The following is a 16665-nucleotide window of genomic DNA, read 5'->3' on the forward strand; positions in this document are numbered from 1 at the left end:
CATTGACATGCGCACGCAGCGGTTCAACGCCTTGTTCAGCGTGTCGCCACCACGGCGCCCACGCTTGCCGTAACCACCAGCAGCGTGCCTGCGATCTGCAACACTCCCATCGGTTGATGCAGGACCACGAAGCCGGCCAGCGCGCCGATCGCCGGTTCGACACTCATCAGTATCCCGAACGATGAGGCTGGCATATGCCGTAACGCCACCATTTCCAGCGCGTAGGGTAACAGCGGGACCAGCAACGCGAGGCCCGCGGTTGCGGCGATCTGTCCTGCGGCGATGTGTATGCCGCTTTGCGCAAAGCCAAACGGCGTGGCAACCAGTGCCGCTGCGATCAGCGACACAGACAATCCTTCGAGTCCGGCGAACAGCGTGCCGGTCTTTTTCATCAACACGATATAGCTGCCCCAGCCGAGCGCGGCCCCGAACGCGAGCAATACGCCGAGCGGCTCGCCGATCCAGCCCGCGCGATCGCGCGAGAGCAGCAGCACGCCGGCAATCGCCAATGCAGGCCACAGTAACGCTCGCGCGCGGCGTACCGCGAAAGTCGCTACGGCGAGCGGCCCGAGAAAATCGATCGCGACGGCGAGCCCCAATGGAATCCGCTGAAGCGCCGCGAAAAAGCACAGCGTCATGCCGGCCATCGCGGCGCCCAACGCACCGGCCGCGAGCCAATGCGAGCGCGAGTAGGTGAAGAAACGCGGGCGCACCAGCAACGCAAGCACGACGGCCGCCCAGCAAAGACGCAACCAGGTGGTGCTGAGCGAGCCGTACTCGGCCATCGTCGGCGCGGAGAGCGCGGCGCCGAACTGCACGCTCGACATGGACAGCACGCACAGGAGGGCTGCGCCGGCTGCGGCACTGGCGGGCTTCACGGATGCTGATGTTGGCACAGGATTCAGCGCCGGTTTGATGGTGGTGTCCTGCATCTTGGCCTCGTTACCGCTCTTCGGATGGGGTGGCAGCTATCTTATCGGTGCAGGCGGTATTAAGATAAGTTGATATTTCTTATGACCACTTCAAGAAACGTGATGACCCGAGATCTCGACAGCAGTCTCCTGCGCGCGTTCGTCACCGTGGCGGAAGCCGGCGCCGTGGGTGTGGCGGCGGCCCGCCTGGCCCGCACCCAGGCGGCGGTGAGCATGCAATTGCGCCGGCTCGAAGAAGAGTTGGGGCAGCGTTTGCTCGACCGCTCGCCGCGTGGCGTGCAACTCACCGAAGCAGGGCATCTGCTGCTGCCGTTCGCGCATACGATCCTCGGCGCGGGCGCCGATGCGCGGCGGGCGCTGAGCGCGGGGCAGGTGTCCGGCACGGTGCGGCTCGGCATGCTGGAAGACATCGCGGTTGGTCGGCTGCCGCGCGCGTTGCGGCGCTTTTCGATCGCTTATCCGCAGGTGGCGCTGGAGATCGTGGTCGATACCAGCTCGGCGTTGTCGAGCCGGCTTGCGGACGGCAGCCTCGACGTGGTGGTGGGAGACCCCGCGCTGGTCGAGTCGGTACCGCTGCTGACGTGGACGCAGCCGCTCTTCTGGGTCGGCGCACGCGGGTTCAGCCGCGACGGTGACGCCGTGCTGCCGGTGGTTGCGTTCGGCGGCGCGTGTCTGTGGCAGCAACAGGTGTTGACGGCGCTGCGGCGCGCGGGGATTGCGTGGCGCATTGTGTGCACCAGCACCAGTTTGCCGGCGGTGCAGTCGGCCGTGGAAGCGGGACTCGGTGTGTCGGTGCTGCTCGATGGCAATATCCGCTCGGAGTCGATGCGCGTGCTCGGCCAGGCCGATGGATTGCCCGATGCGCCAACCGCCGATTTTGGACTCTTCATGCGACCGGTTTCCGGTGCGCAGGCGGCCGCTGTGCAGACATTGCAGACGTTCCTGTGCGAGGAATTGCATCTTGGCTTGCGCGAGAGCGAGCCGCTTGTGGCTCCGGTGGGTTAGAGCGCGGACAAGCTGCGTCGACAACATGCTGGCACGCAGGTCGGCAGGCACATCCCATGTGAGTTTTTACGACATTTTTTCTTGAGACGCCTACGCGTGAAATCTACACTTCGTGCATCTTGATAGCGCGAGGTGCTCAACGTGAAGCGACGTGCAACGACGCAGCAATCCGTCCGTATCGATTACGTATGTCACGGCGTAGGCCGTGTCGAACTGCGCCGCTTCGATCCGTCGCGCGATTCGTATGTTGCATTGACCGCGCTGCTGCATCGTGCTTTCACCCGACTCGGTTCGATGGGGCTGAATTGCACCTGTGTGGATCAAACGGTGGAGACGACACGCTCTCGCGCGACGCGGGGCGATTGCTATGTGGCGGTCTGCGAAGGACGCATTGTCGGCACGATGACGCTGTATGCACCGGACCGTGAGTCGTTGTGCGATCTATACAGGCGCGACGATATTGCCAGCTTGCGCCAGTTCGGCGTGGAGCCGGTATGGCAGGCGCGTGGCATCGGTACGCTGTTGATCGCTTTCGCCGATCACTGGGCCGCGACGCGCGGCTACGCGGAGCTCGCGCTCGATACGCCGCAGCCGGCTGCACATCTCATTACGTTTTACAGAGGGCAGGGGTTTCGCATTGTCGATTTCGTACGCTTTGACGGCAAGCACTACGACAGCGCGATCTTGAGCAAGCCGCCGGTAGCGACGCGCACGCTCGCGAACTGGTCGCACAGATTGACCGTACCGACGAGGATCGCGCGCGCGGCATGATGAAGGTGCGCTGGCGATAAAAACCCCGGTGCGGGCAGCAACTATTGCAATACCGTGTGGCAAGTATTGCAACGCGCTGCTGATCCACGCACCGGGGCGGGTGTTTCTTCTTACCTGTTCGATGCGGAGGTCAGCGTCGCATCACGCCCATCAGCAAGGTGACGAGGAAGATCACCACGAAGATGAAGAACAGGACCTTGGCGATTTCCGTCGCGCCTGCGGCAATGCCGCCGAAGCCGAATACCGCGGCGATGATCGCGATGATGAAGAAGATTACAGCGTATCGAAGCATGGGGCCTCCCACCGATGGATTGCTGGATCGAAGTTGAAAACGGCTACTCGTTGTGGGCACTGCGTGCTTTGACGGGTTGTTGCCGGCGAGCGATATACAGCAATAGGTGTGCCCAGCAGCAGGAGGAACAGGGCCGCTCCTGATCCGCGAGCTGGAACTCAATCAGCTGATGATCTTCGAACGCGTTCTGGAAACGCGCTTCGTCGTGCCGCCGCCTCATATAATTCGGAACCCTTATAAAGCGATTGATCGATGCCGATTCGTTTGGCTCGTGATTGGCTTGATTTGGGGAATTCAGCGTGCGTTGAACGGGCACGCTCCACGACGAAACCCATCCCGCCACCGGCGTCACTGTCGCGTTGCTGCAACAACACGGCATCCGCGTATCCGCAGAGTCGCAGAACGCCGGACTGATCACGGAAATCGAAATCCCAATCCAGCAAGGCAGACATACACAGTCAATTTGAACGGGTAGTTCATGATATTGCCCGCACCACGTCGAATCCACCGATAACGTTTGCGCGGCCTTAATCTGCGGGCTATGCCACTTGAGCGAATGAAGCAGGAAAAATGTTAATTATAATTTAACATTTACAGATTTTAAAAATGATTGGCTAAAATTTAACGCTTTCATAAACATTCGGAAAACGTTTGCGCCGGTTTAATCCCCCGGCTTGGGCGGCAACAACCCCGCTTCACGGCTGCCATGGCCGCCGCGGAGCCGCCACATTGGGGAAAATCCATTGTGAGATAAGGTGAAATACGCGTTAGAATGCGCGTCGATTCACCATCAATGGCTGCTCGCTCAAACGACGCTCACGTGAATCCAGTCGGCAGTTATTGCATCCGATCGAATCGTTCCCGGCGCATATGGGAACTGCCAGTAATTATCGGCGATGGGCAAGTCGGATCTGTAAATATCGGGGCGCGATGTTAACGCGTGCTTCGCATTACCTGTCGCCAATAAAACATTCAAATAAAGATCGAGGGCATATGCCAACGAGGGTTCTGTCGATTTTCGGCACGCGGCCGGAAGCCATCAAAATGGCGCCGCTGCTCAAACAACTGGAAGCCGATGCCGGCATCGAGTCGGTGGTCTGCGTGACAGGGCAGCATCAGCAGATGCTCGATCAGGTACTCGATCTGTTCCAGATCAAACCGCATCACAACCTCGCCCTGATGACCGGCAACCAGACGCTCAACGGTCTGGCTTCGCGTCTCATCGCGTCGCTCGACGACGTGCTCGCAAGCGTTCAACCGGATCGTGTGCTGGTGCACGGCGATACGACCACCGCGTCCGCGGCGGCGCTGGCCTCGTTTCATCGGCGGATTCCGATCGGTCATGTCGAAGCGGGCCTGCGGACCGGCAACCTGATGCAGCCTTGGCCGGAAGAAATGAACCGCCGCGTGGTCGACGTAATGAGCGATCTGATGTTTGCGCCCACCGCGAGTTCGAAAGCGAACCTCGCGCACGAAGCGCTGCATGGCAGGATCCTCGTAACCGGCAATACGGTGATCGACGCACTGAACCTCACCACCTCGCGCATCGACAGCGACGCGGCGCTGCGCGCCGAGCTGGACGCGCGCTTGCCGTTCCTCGACGGCGCGCTGCCGGTGTTGCTCGTCACGGGCCATCGCCGCGAGAGCTTCGGTGCGGGCTTCGCGAATATCTGCGCGGCACTCGCGGATCTGGCGAAGACTAACAAGGTCCAGATCGTCTATCCGGTGCATTTGAATCCGAACGTGCGCGGGCCGGTGCAGGAAACCCTCGGCACGGCGCGCAACGTGCATCTGATCGATCCGCTCGACTATCTGGGTTTTGTGCGTCTGATGCAGCGCGCCTCGATCATTCTCACGGACTCTGGCGGCGTGCAGGAAGAAGCGCCCGCGCTCGGCAAACCGGTGCTGGTGATGCGCGACGTGACTGAGCGTCCGGAAGCGGTGGCGGCCGGCACGGTACGCCTCGTCGGCACGGAGCGCGAAGCGATCGTCCGCGCGGTGACGGGCTTACTTGACGACGCAGGCGAGCGCGGCGATTTCGCGCATCGCGTCAACCCATACGGCGACGGCCATGCATCCCAACGGATTGTCGCGGCGTTGACCGGGCGTCCGTTTGACGAGTTCGTGAGTGGCGGCATCGATGGGACGGGGCAGGTTCCGCACACACAATGCGCAAAAGCCGTGCAATAGCGCCGCGCGGGCCGCAGTTCCAGACAATCCATGCAGTGCGAATCAGCTTCACTGTTTGCGCGCTAATTAAGAGAAAAGACAACGTGACCTCCCATACGCCAATGCGCCGCCTCGCGCGCTCCCGCCTGAATGCACTTGCCGTGCTGCTGCTTGCCGCGACGGCCCATGCTCAACAGCCGGCCGACGTCGCCGGCAGCTTCGCGCAACTCGGCAGCGGCCGTCTCGCCACGCGTACGGTGTCGCTGGCCGAACTGGGAATGCGTGATCCGGTCGTGTTGCGCGCGCCGGACGGCCGTCAGGAACTGTATCTGCCCGTGCCGGCCGGTGTGCCATTGAGCGACGCGGCGTTGCAGATCGACGGCAGCTATCTGCGCGGCAATGGCGGCCGCACGACCATGCTGGTATCGCTCGACGGCGCACCGGTGCTCTCGCGCAGTCCGACGCAGGACCAGGGCGACGCGTCGGCGAGTCTCGGCGTGGATGGCGCGGCGCGGCCGGGCGGCTTCGTGCGCGTGGGCCTCGACTGGTCGTCGGTGCTCAGCGATAACGTCTGTACCGATCAGACCGCGATCGGCAACGTCTGGCGCATCGCGCCGACTTCGCGCCTGACCTATCGCTACGATCCGGACGCGATCGTCGATCTGCGCAGCGCGTGGAGCGCCTTGCCGCAAAAGCCGGTGGTGATGCTCGGCGCGAGCACGCTCGCGGCGCCGGCGTTCGACGCAGGCTGGCGCGTCGAAGCGCTGCTGCAACGCGAAGGCCGCACGCCGGCAACGCGGACCTGGCCGGCGGTGGGCGATACGGTCGATCTGGGCGACACCGAGGTGCCGGCGCCGCTGCGCGCGATTCCAGCTTTTGCGGCGCTGGCCGCGGGCGGTTCGCACAAGCTGGCGAACCCGGCGGAAGCGGGCGCCTTGATCGCACTCACGCCGCGCCCGGCGTTCGCGCCGGACGTGATCGTCGCCGACGACACGGTGCGCAACACGCTGAAGACATCCCTCGATGCCTTGCGCGAACAGGTCGTCAGCGCCTCGCCGGGTGCAAGCGAGGCATTCGATGCATGGCGTGCTCGCGCGATTGATCCGATCGCCAAGCCGCTCGCCGCGGGCGAAGTGCGCCTTGCTCACCTCGGCGGCCAGACCGCGATCGTGATCGGCGATAACGACGGCGTGGCGGTCCTCGCGCGCTCGTGGCGTCCGATCGACGTGACGAGCCGTCTTGTGGTCCATCAGATCGACACCGCGCCGAACACGCGCGGCGACGAAATCGCGCTATCGCTGCTGGGCGGCCAGCCGCGCACGCTCGACGTGCAGGGCCGCGCCACCTGGGACGCGAGTTTCGATCTGGGCGCGGCGTCGGGCAACGGCAAGTTGCCGGGCACCGTGGTGCTCGACGTGGCTGCGTCGCCGGCGCTGAACAACACCGCGCAAACCGCCTCGATCTATTTCAACGACGTGCTGATCGGCTCGCAATTGCTGACCGCCAACGGCAAACCGCAGCGCATCACTGCGCGCGTGCCGCATTACGCGCTCGCCCCGAACAACGTGCTGCGCGTGGAGTTCCAGCGTCAACCGGAAGGCGGCTGCCAGGCGCGCGGCCAAGGTCATCCGATTGCCGTTCTGCCGAGCAGCCATCTCACGCTCACCGATGCGAAAGTCGGCGACGACTTCACCGGCATGGTGGCGCGCTTCGCGTCGGAAGCGAATGTGATCGTGCCGGCCTCGTATCTGAACGACGCCACACGAGTGCTGCCGCGCGTCGCGCGACTGGCGAACGCAAGCGGCATCGCGCCGACCCGTGCGACCTTCAGCGTTACACGTGACGGCGAAGCGGCGAGCCCGAAGGGCGCCTTCCTCGCAGCCGACGTCACGCTCGCCGATGAGAAGAGCCTCGCCCATCTGTCGAAAGACCGTCTGTCGCTCACCGATGCATCCGGCAAGATGCTGGCGGATATTTCGGGTTTGAACCGCGTCGGCGTGATCGAAGCGGTCAAGTCGGGCAGCGTATCGGGCATCGTGTATCGCACGGTGGGCGATACGGCGGCGATTCTGCCTGCATCGCTGCAACTGTCGCGCGGCGACGTCGCGATCGTCGACGGCAGCGGCACGTTGCGCCAGTTCGATACGCGTCATCCGGGCGAAGTGGTTGGCGCAGACGACGTCGAAGGTCCGTGGTTCATGCAGAGCTGGGTGCGTTGGGGCATCCCGGCCGGCCTCGTCGGCTTGCTGATCGTGTTGCTGCTGGTGGCCGGCGTGGCGCGTCGCAGGAATCAGGACAAGTCGTGAGCTTCGCGCTAATCAAGTGGTATGCGGGCTACGCGGTAGCCCACTATTACCAGGGGCTCGAATACGTCGCGGCGCTGGTGGCGTTCGTCATCCTGCTGTCCAGCCTCGACGATCTGTTCATCGACCTCTGGTACTGGACCCGCACGCTCTATCGTCACTTCACGGTGCAGCGCGCCTACAAGCCGCTTACCAGCGCGCAGCTGTATCAGCGAGACGAGCAGCCGATCGCGATCATGGTGCCCGCGTGGCACGAGTACGACGTGGTCGCGGCAATGATCGAAGACCTGGTGCGGGTGCTGGATTACCGCAACTATGTGGTGTTTGTCGGCACCTATCAGAACGACCCGCAGACCATCGCCGAAGTCGAACGGATGCGCCGCCGCTATAAGCAGCTGCGTCGCGTGGAGGTGCCGCACGACGGTCCGACCTGCAAGGCCGACTGTCTGAACTGGGTGATCCAGGCAATCTTTAAGTACGAGGCAGAAGCGGGTGTCGAATTCGCCGGCGTGGTGCTGCACGACAGCGAGGATGTGCTGCATCCGGTCGAGCTGCGCTTTTTCAATTATCTGCTGCCGCGCAAGGACATGATCCAGTTGCCGGTGGCTTCGCTCGAGCGCAACTGGTTCGAACTCGTGGCCGGCACCTATATGGACGAGTTCGCCGAATGGCACGCGAAAGATCTGGTGGTGCGCGAGAGCCTGGTCGGCTCGGTGCCTTCAGCGGGCGTCGGCACGTGTTTTTCGCGGCGCGCGCTCCTCGCGCTGAACGCTGAAACCGACAACCAGCCGTTTAACACCGAGAGCCTCACCGAGGACTACGACGTCGGTGCGCGCCTCGGCAAGATGGGCATGCAGTCGATCTTCGCGCGCTTTCCGGTGCAATTCGCCACGCGCCGCAAGGCGTGGTTCGGTCTTGGCCGCGAACGCGACATCACCGTGACGATGCCGCTCTGCGTGCGCGAATTCTTCCCGGATACGTTTCGCACCGCCTATCGGCAGCGCGCGCGCTGGACGCTCGGCATCGGCTTGCAAGGGTGGAAGCAGACCGGCTGGAGCGGCTCGTTCGCCAATCGCTATCTGCTGTTCCGTGACCGCAAAGGCATCGTTACCGCGTTCGTCGGCATCATTGCGTATGCGCTGGTGATCCAGTTTCTGCTCTTCGCCGGTGCGGATCTGCTCGGCTTGATGCCGGAGCTGATCGCTTCGCCGTTCGCCGATTCGCCATGGCTGCAAGCGCTGCTGTGGGCCAACGGTTGCGCGTTGCTGTTGCGCGTGGGGCAGCGGATCTATTTCGTGACCCGTCTCTACGGCTGGGAGCACGGGGTGCTGTCCGTGCCGCGCATGGTGGTGGGCAACTTCATCAACTTCATGGCTGTCTCGCGGGCGTGGAAGATGTTCCTCACGCACCTCGTGACCGGCAAGCGGCTGGCATGGGACAAGACCATGCATGACTTCCCGTCCGCCGACGGTTTTAACAATCGCCGTCAGCGTCTTGGGGAATTGCTGCTGTCGTGGCAGGCCATCGACCCGGACAAGCTCGAACAGGCGCTCGGTGAAAGCCATGCGCGTGAGGCGCCGCTCGGCCGCGTGCTGATGGCCAAGGGCTGGCTCGACGAGGAAACCCTCGCGGAAGCTATTGCGTTCCAGTCTGACTTGCCGCGTGGCCACGTGGCGCTCGAACGCATCAAGGACGATGCAAAGCGCTTGCCGCTCGAAGCGATCGTGCGCCATCGCGTGTTGCCGCAGGCCGACGCTGCAGGTCGCCGGACGATTCTGCTGACTGCGAGTCCGCTCGCCGAACCGGTGTTCGCGGAACTGAGCGCGCTGGTCGGTGGAACGGTCTCTCAGGAGATCGTTCGTGAGGGCGAGATCGCCGCGGGGCTGCGCGTATTGCGCGGCGTCGAGATCGCGGCGCCGGCGGGCGAGGGCGGGCAACTGGGTATGGGTGCCGTGGAAGGTGGGGCAGCGGGCGCATCGTCGGCCGAGGGCGCCGAACCCGTGCCGGCACGCAGCGTGCCGCTGATCGGCGATCTGCTGATCGAGCATGGCCACGTGCGCCGCGAGGCCTTCGAAGCGGCGATGCAGGACTACCGCCCGGATCGCCATGGCCGCATCGGCGACTACATGGTGGCGCGCGGTGTGATCTCGCGTGCCGCACTCGAGAACGTAATTGAGCAACAGCGCCGCCTTCAGGGCGCTCTGGCGGCATCCGAATGAGCGATTCTTTTTTCTTCCGGCGTGCGTGGATGGCGCGTGCTTCTTTGGGGGCTTCGGCTTCTGGTTCAACGGTGGCTTCCGCTTCCTCGTGCGTTGCAACGACAGCTTCAACGGCAACTTTAACTACGGCTTCGATTGCGGCTTCCGCATTCACGTTGCGTGGCGTCACCGCTGCAATGGTGGCCGGCGCGTTGTGCTTGAGCAGCGCCGCGGCGTTTGCGCAGAGCGCAGCGGTGGTCTCATCCGAACACAATGCGCTGCCGTTGAGCGGCGCAGCGTATCGGGTGGCGCAGGACGCCTATGCCGCCTATGGGCGCGGCGACTACAGCGGCGCGATCGCGCGGGCGCGCGAGGCGATTCGCCAGCGCCCCGATGTCGTGTCGCTGCGCGTGCTGCTTGCTAACGCGCTTGCCGCGCAACGTCGTTATGGCGAAGCAAGCCGCTCGCTCGGCGACGCGATCGCGCAGATCGGCCGCGATCCGGCGCTGGTCTCGCGTCGCAAGCAGATCGACGCGTTAAACGTGTCGACCCGCGCGGCCTCACGCGCCGGCCGTCAGCAACCGGGCGACCCGGACGCGCTGACCGGCGCCGCGTTGACGGCCGCGCAGCATGCCTACAAGGCGTACGCAGCGAAGGATTTTTCCGGCACGGTCCGGTACGCGAACGAGGCGATCGCATTGCGTCCCGATCTGCTGCGCCTGCGCTTGCTGCTGATCGACGCGGCGAGCGCGGCCGGTCAGGACACCGATGCATGGAACGCCGATCTCGATGCAAGCAAACGCTTCGGCGACAACGACGAACTGCGCGTGAGGCGCAGCTTTATCGGCAGCCGTCTGGCGCCGAAGTCGTCGAGTGCGTCGTTCGCGGCGCGCAAGAAGGGCGACTACGTGGAAGCCGCCGCGCTCGCGCGCGAGGCGGTCGCCTATGCGCCGGACTTGGTCGGCTACCGCATCCAGCTGATCGACGCGCTGTTCGCCGCGAACGATCTGCCTGGCGTGCAAGCGGCGGCGAGTGCGGCCATTGTCGCCGACGATACGGAAATCATGCCGCTTACGCTGCGTGGTTATACGCTGGCCGCGCAGGGCAAGACGGCAGAAGCCGAGGCGGACTTCGCCAAAGCGCTGCACGCCAACGCTGCGACCCAGCGCAACAAACGCGTGGCGCGCGTGATCATCGCCGATGTGTGGATCGCGGAAGGGCAGCCGCAGCGCGCGCTCGATCTGCTCGCGCCGCTGAAGACGAATGGCGATGACACTGATGCGCCGATTGCGTTGCGCCGCGCGCAGGCACGACGGTTGTTGACGCAAGCGCCGGCGGTTGGAGCGCATGCTGCGAGCGCGTCTGATGCGATCAGCGCCGCGAGCACGACGGCCGCCATGACCGCTTCGTCTATGTCGCCCGTCCCCACCACACCGATTGATCCCGCACGCCGTCCGGTCTTCGACTGCGTCGTCGATCAGTTCGGCGCGAGCTGCGACGTGTACGCTGCCGATCCCGGCTTCGCGGCGGCGCGTGCAGCAGCGACGGAGGCGGCCGCGAACGACAAACCCGGCGCGGTCGGCTATGCGCGCGAAGCCGTGAAGGCCGCGCCTGACGATCCACAGCATCGCGTTGAACTGATCAATGCGCTGAGCGCCGCCGGCGACGACCGCGCCGCGGCGAGCGAAGCGCAGCAGATGGTCGATGCCGGCATGCTCGACGCGATGCCCGACATGACCGCCGCGTACATCGCGCGACGGGCCGGCAACAACCGCGTCGCGTACCAACGCTTCACCATGGCCGACAAGGCCGGCACCATGCCGGCCAGAGCGTATGCCGACGCGGGCTATGCGGCCGTCCAGGCACACCGCAATCGCGAAGCGGCGCAGTACTTCGAGCGCGCGATCGACGCAAGCGCCACGCCAATGGACGACACGCCGCCGGCCACACCGGCGCAACTGAACGAGATGCGCAGCGCGCACGCCGAGGCTACACGCAACTGGGGCTTCGACACATCGCTCAACTATCGCGGCGCGGGCATGCAGCCGGGCTATGCGTCGTCGCCGACGCCGGGCACGTCGAACAACTGGCAGGCCGGCGTGGAAGCCTACTGGCGTCCGTTCGGCAGTCTCGGCGACCGGATGTTCGAACTCTACGCGCGCGGCTATGAAAGCTTCGGTGTGAAGAACAGCGGCGCGAGCGGCATCGATACCTTGCAGGCCACCGTCGGCGCGCGCGCCAAGCCGTTCTCGCAGATCGACGCGATCGTCGCCTTCGAACGGATCATTCCGATCGGCTCGCGGGTCAATCCCGACTGGCTCGCGCGGCTCGCGTATTCGGGCGGTTATGGCATCGAACGCCGGGTGGACGTGCCGTCGTGGTGGACCGCGCAGGTCTACGCCGAAACGGGCGCCTATCTGAACGCGGGATCGGTCTATGCGACCACGAATCTCGAACTGGGCCGCACCTTCCGCATGGACCGTTACAGCCCGAAGTGGACCGTGTTCCCGTATGCCGTGATCGGCGCGGACTACGACTCGAGCGTCAATCACAGCATTCCGCTCGGAGCCGGTGTAGGGATTTCGACGCGTTACTGGTTTCGCGACAGCAAATACGACGCACCGCGCTCGTATGTCGATCTGTCGGTGCAGTACCGCCTGAAAATCACGGGTGACGAACGCGCGCGTGGCGTGTTCTTCGGCGCGATCTACTCGTATTGACTCAGGACGATGTCGCGCGCCTGCCGTCGTATATGATCCCATCAGAATTGCTCGCGTGCCGGTCCTTGCCGGTATCGGTCAACGTCAAGATCGATCGCGCGCAACTTGTTCAGGATTATCGTGACGTTCATTTCAAAGCACAGCGCCAGCACAATGCGTAATCCACACGACGTTCAGACTCGAGAGGGCGAGCCGGTCTCCCCACGCCGCCGCGCGCTGCTGGCGGCGAGTGCGTGCGCCGCGCTCGTGTACGGCTGCTCGGCGCCGGGTGCGGGCGACGCCGGCGCGTTGGCGCAGGGCGTGGTGTGGCAACTCGACGATGATCATGTCGACCCGCGCGGAGACTGGAATCGCCTCGGCGTGACGGAGCTGCTGGTGCAATGGACGGCGGTGGACGGCATGTCGTTTCTGCCCGGCACCGCCATGCAAACGGTTCGACGTCTGCCGGACTGGACACGGATTGCGGGCGAACCGTGGGCGCGCAATGTGATCGTCGGTCTCGCCGGACGTTTCGACGAGACCACGGCCCGTGCGCAGTTGGCGCAACTGGTCGAGCAATCGAGGCAGCTGGCGGCCGTGCGGCCTGCGGTTCACATCGATGGCTATTACTTTCCGGTGGAGGTCGACCCGACCTGGAAGGATGCCGCCGCGCTCGCGCCCTTGCTAAACAAGCTGCCACGGCCGCTGTGGATCAGTGTCTACGACAACGCGAATATCGGCGGCACGGCGCTGGCAGCGTGGCTGGACGGCTGGCTGCCGCGCGATGTCGGCGTGTTTCTGCAGGATGGCTGCGGTGTCTATGCGCGCGGCCCAGCGGCTGCGCGTGAGTATGCGGATGCGTTGGCGGCGCGGCTCGGCAAGGACCGTGTGCGAATCATCGCCGAGGCATTTCGTCCCGCGCAAGGTGGTGCGTTCCGCGCGGCGACGGCTGCTGAACTGTCGCCGCAATTGCTCGCGTATCGCGGCTACCGGACCTATCTCTTCGACGGACCGCATTACGTGTCGCCGCAACTCGTGCAGGATCTGCTCGGCATGCAGCAGGTGCAGAAGTAGGGCGCTCGCCGGCGATCACCGCAACTGCGTCACCGCCAGCAGCAACACCATGCTGCCGATCGCGCCATCCAGCACGCGCCACGCCGTCGCACGGCGAAACAGCGGTGCCAACGCGCGGGCGCCATAACCCAAACCGATAAACCACATTCCGCTCACCGCCATCGCGCCGAGCGCGAACGCCACCCGTGCGCCGTCCGGTTCGCGCGCACCGGCCGTGCCGATCAGCAGGAAGGTGTCGAGATATACGTGCGGATTGAGCCACGTGAAGGCCAGCGTCATCAGGATGATCGGCAGTGCGCGTTGCACGGGTGCTGCTGCGCTCGTGCCGTCCGCATTGGCGTCCAGTACCGCATGGCCCGGGCGCACCGCACGGCGCAGCGCGTTGATGCCGAACCACGCCAGATAAGCGAGCCCGACATACAGCATCGTATGGACGAACACCGGATAGCGCTCCACCAGAACCGATGCACCACCGACGCCCGCACCGATCAGGATGCAATCCGACAGCGCACACAGAGCGACGATCTTGCCGACGTGCGAGCGCATGATGCCCTGACGGAGCACGAACGCATTCTGGGCACCGATCGTCACGATCAGCGACGCGCATAGGGCAGCACCGTGGGAAAAAGACAGCCAATTCATAATCGATCCAGTAGACGGGGAAAGCGAACGAGGCTAGTCTGCGGTTTTGCTACTCATAAGAGAAGCTAATTTACTTAATGCCGATTAAGGAACGCTAATGCTCGATTATGCGTTGCTCGATGCGCTAGCCGCCGTGGTGCGGCACGGCTCGTTCGACCGTGCGGCCAGCGAACTGAATGTGACGCCCTCGGCCGTCTCCCAGCGGGTCAAGCTGCTGGAGGAACGGGTGGGGAGCGTGCTCGTGAAGCGCGGCCAGCCGTGTGTCGCGACCACCTCGGGGGCGCTGCTGTGCCGCCATACCGAACGCGTGCTATTGCTGGAAGCGGAGCTGAGCGGCCGGCTGCCGGCGCTGCCCGGCGCGCTGGTCGAACCGTGGCCGGCGCTGCGCGTGGCTGTCAACGACGACAGCGTAGGCACCTGGTTCATCGACGCGGTGGCCCAGTTCTGCGTGGAACGGGAGATGCTGCTCGATCTGGTGATCGACGATCAGGATCACACCGCAGAGCGGATTCGCGACGGCAGCGTGCAAGGCGCGGTCACCACGCAAGCCGAGCCCGTGCAGGGCTGCCGCTCGACCCGCCTCGGCCGGATGCGCTATCTGGCGGTCTGCACGCCGGCGTTTCGCGAGCGTCATTTTGCCGACGGTGTCACGCGCGAGTCGTTACGGCGCGCGCCGTGCGTCGATTTCAACCCGAAGGATCAGTTGCAGAAGCGCTTCATGCGCCGCATCACGCGGGCCGACCTGGATCCGCCCTTGCACTGGATTCCGCACGTCGCCGGTTTTTTGCGCGCCTGCGTGACGGGAATGGGCTGGGGCATGTGTCCCGAACGGATGATTGCACCGCATCTGGCCAGCGGCGAGTTAGTCGAGGTGGCGCCTGGCAAGCATCTCGATGTGGATTTGTACTGGCAGAGCTGGCGCCTGTCGATCGGCTGGCTCGACGATTTCGGCGCGATGCTGCGCAAGCGGGCGACGGAGTTTCTCGATTGAGCGTCGCGCGGGCGGTGTTTTCTGAATCGGAGAATCTGAAAAACGCCGCCCGCGCTTGCCAATTTCAATGCAGCCGGATCACCGGATGCACGCGTCGCCGCAACCAGTGGCTCGCGGAATCGAGCGCCATGCGTGCGAAGCCCGTCAATGTCATCACGTGGCGGCGATAGATGAGCTTGTAGACGGCAGTGGCCAGCCAGCCGTCGACGAACACCGGCTGCGTCAGCAAGCTGTTGCTCAGGCTGCCGATCGTGCCTTCACGGCCGAAGCCGACTAACGTGCCCGCGTCGCGATAGACGAACTCCGGTAAAGGCTCGCCTTCGATTCTGCACTTCAGCGCACGCGCCAGAAACTGCGCCTGTTGGTGCGCGACCTGAGCGCGCGGCGCCAGGAACGCGTCCGCGTTTTCCGAAGAAGGGCAGGCCGCGCAGTCGCCGAGTCCAAATATGTTCGCGTCGTTCGTGCATTGCAGCGTGCGGTTCACCTGCACCTGTGCGTTGCGATTTACCGCGATGCCGTCCAGCGTGCGCAACACCGGCGGCCCGGCGATGCCGGCTGTCCAGATCGCGATGTCGCTGGCGAGCGGCGCGCCTTCATTCGTCAGCACGGCGTCGGCGCGCACTTCGGTGACACGCGTGGCGTTCAACACGTCGACACCGAGATTGCCGAGCATCTTTTGTGCACGCGCCGAGATCGTTTCGGAGAGGGCAGGCAGCACGCGCTCGCTGCTTTCGATCAGACGGATGCGGAAGTCGCGCACGGGGTCGAGCGAAAAGGGGCTATAGCGATTGAGCAGGCGCACCGTATCGCGCAACGCAGCGGCGAGTTCAACGCCCGTTGCTCCAGCACCGATGATGTTGATCGACACCGGCGTGTCCGCCTGCGCGGTCCGTGCGCGTCGCGCATGATTCGCACGCAGACAGGCGTCGAGCAGCTTGCGGCGAAACGCTTCCGCATGTGCGACCGATTCGAGCGGCAACGCGTGTTCGGCCGCGCCGGGCACGCCGAAATATTGCGTGACGCTGCCCATGGCCAGCACCAGCGTATCGAATGCAAGTTGCCGTGACGGCAGGATTTCGCGGCCGTCGGCGTCGTGGAGCGCATTCAGTGTGATGTGCCGGTTCGTGCGATCGAGCGCGGCGAGTTCGCCCTGTTCGAATTCAAAGCCGTGCCGTTGCGCCTGCACGGCGTATTGCAATTGATGCGTGGCCGGGTCGAGTTGGCCCGACGCGGCTTCGTGCAGCAAGGGCTTCCAGAAATGCGTCGGCCAACGATCCACCAGCACGATCTGTGCGAGACCGGCGCGTCCGAGCGTTTCTGAGAGTCGCGTAGCGAGCCCAAGGCCGCCGACCCCACCGCCGACGATCACGACGCGATGCGCCGCCGCTTGTTGCCCTTGCTCCCTGCGTTGCGCGGTAGAGGCTCCCTGCTGATCGATTGCAGCCATGATCCGTATCCTCCTGAAGTTATCTGTGCCGAGCCGGCGAAGGCGTCTCGGGGCTATGTCCGGTATTCGTTCGCCTCATCTGTCAGGGCCAGTATAGAATCGGCTGAAACCGCAGCACAATTTAATGTTTCTGCACAACATA

General features: G+C 64.4%; 13 protein-coding genes. 8 read left to right on the forward strand and 5 right to left on the reverse strand.

Annotated features, from left to right (window positions below; translation table 11 throughout):
* Nucleotides 1-35 precede the first annotated feature (35 nt).
* Complete coding sequence (locus tag BM438_RS42085) at nucleotides 36-932, reverse strand: EamA family transporter (protein WP_093647025.1); 897 nt, start codon at nucleotides 930-932, stop codon at nucleotides 36-38.
* A 102-nt stretch (nucleotides 933-1034) separates the two neighbouring features.
* Between BM438_RS42085 and BM438_RS42090 the strand changes: the two genes are divergently transcribed.
* Together BM438_RS42090 and BM438_RS42095 are read left to right on the forward strand one after the other, a co-directional pair.
* Complete coding sequence (locus BM438_RS42090; RefSeq protein ID WP_093647028.1) at nucleotides 1035-1937, forward strand: LysR substrate-binding domain-containing protein; 903 nt, start codon at nucleotides 1035-1037, stop codon at nucleotides 1935-1937.
* Between the two features lie 141 nt (nucleotides 1938-2078).
* On the forward strand, nucleotides 2079-2708 hold the full coding sequence (locus tag BM438_RS42095) for a GNAT family N-acetyltransferase (RefSeq protein ID WP_093647072.1): 630 nt from the start codon (nucleotides 2079-2081) through the stop codon (nucleotides 2706-2708).
* Between the two features lie 130 nt (nucleotides 2709-2838).
* On the opposite strand, the gene BM438_RS42100 is transcribed toward BM438_RS42095, so the two are convergent.
* Together BM438_RS42100 and BM438_RS45795 are read right to left on the reverse strand one after the other, a co-directional pair.
* The gene (locus BM438_RS42100) at nucleotides 2839-3000 is read right to left on the reverse strand and encodes a DUF1328 domain-containing protein (RefSeq protein WP_035551387.1); all 162 of its coding nucleotides are present in this window, start codon (nucleotides 2998-3000) and stop codon (nucleotides 2839-2841) included.
* Between the two features lie 158 nt (nucleotides 3001-3158).
* On the reverse strand, nucleotides 3159-3452 hold the full coding sequence (locus BM438_RS45795; RefSeq protein ID WP_167378540.1) for a hypothetical protein: 294 nt from the start codon (nucleotides 3450-3452) through the stop codon (nucleotides 3159-3161).
* 541 nt (nucleotides 3453-3993) lie between these two features.
* Here BM438_RS45795 and wecB point away from each other — a divergent pair.
* The 5 genes from wecB (at nucleotide 3994) to BM438_RS42125 (ending at nucleotide 13443) form a co-directional block, all read left to right on the forward strand.
* Nucleotides 3994-5190, forward strand: a complete 1197-nt coding sequence (wecB, locus tag BM438_RS42105; RefSeq protein ID WP_093647030.1) for a non-hydrolyzing UDP-N-acetylglucosamine 2-epimerase — start codon at nucleotides 3994-3996, stop codon at nucleotides 5188-5190.
* A gap of 101 nt (nucleotides 5191-5291) precedes the next feature.
* On the forward strand, nucleotides 5292-7475 hold the full coding sequence (locus BM438_RS42110; RefSeq protein ID WP_143131860.1) for a cellulose biosynthesis cyclic di-GMP-binding regulatory protein BcsB: 2184 nt from the start codon (nucleotides 5292-5294) through the stop codon (nucleotides 7473-7475).
* A complete protein-coding gene (locus BM438_RS42115) occupies nucleotides 7472-9691 on the forward strand; it encodes a glycosyl transferase family protein (protein WP_093647032.1) in 2220 nt (739 codons plus the stop codon). The genes BM438_RS42110 and BM438_RS42115 overlap by 4 nt, the downstream gene beginning before the upstream one ends.
* Nucleotides 9688-12390 carry an NfrA family protein gene (locus BM438_RS42120; protein ID WP_093647035.1) on the forward strand — a complete coding sequence of 901 codons (2703 nt, stop codon included), beginning with the start codon at nucleotides 9688-9690 and terminating at the stop codon, nucleotides 12388-12390. The genes BM438_RS42115 and BM438_RS42120 overlap by 4 nt, the downstream gene beginning before the upstream one ends.
* 153 nt (nucleotides 12391-12543) lie before the next feature.
* Nucleotides 12544-13443 (forward strand): alpha-amylase family protein, encoded by a 900-nt coding sequence (locus tag BM438_RS42125; RefSeq protein ID WP_093647037.1) that lies wholly within the window; start codon nucleotides 12544-12546, stop codon nucleotides 13441-13443.
* A gap of 15 nt (nucleotides 13444-13458) precedes the next feature.
* On the opposite strand, the gene BM438_RS42130 is transcribed toward BM438_RS42125, so the two are convergent.
* A complete protein-coding gene (locus tag BM438_RS42130; protein WP_093647040.1) occupies nucleotides 13459-14085 on the reverse strand; it encodes a LysE/ArgO family amino acid transporter in 627 nt (208 codons plus the stop codon).
* Between the two features lie 97 nt (nucleotides 14086-14182).
* On the opposite strand from BM438_RS42130, the gene BM438_RS42135 reads away from it, so the two are divergent.
* The gene (locus BM438_RS42135; RefSeq protein ID WP_093647042.1) at nucleotides 14183-15076 is read left to right on the forward strand and encodes a LysR family transcriptional regulator ArgP; all 894 of its coding nucleotides are present in this window, start codon (nucleotides 14183-14185) and stop codon (nucleotides 15074-15076) included.
* 64 nt (nucleotides 15077-15140) lie between these two features.
* Here the strand turns inward: BM438_RS42135 and BM438_RS42140 are convergent, their stop codons facing one another.
* On the reverse strand, nucleotides 15141-16523 hold the full coding sequence (locus BM438_RS42140) for an NAD(P)/FAD-dependent oxidoreductase (RefSeq protein ID WP_093647045.1): 1383 nt from the start codon (nucleotides 16521-16523) through the stop codon (nucleotides 15141-15143).
* Nucleotides 16524-16665: the final 142 nt, after the last annotated feature.

Origin of the sequence: Paraburkholderia aspalathi, from assembly GCF_900116445.1 — a bacterium.
GTDB classification, from domain to species: Bacteria; Pseudomonadota; Gammaproteobacteria; order Burkholderiales; family Burkholderiaceae; genus Paraburkholderia; species Paraburkholderia aspalathi.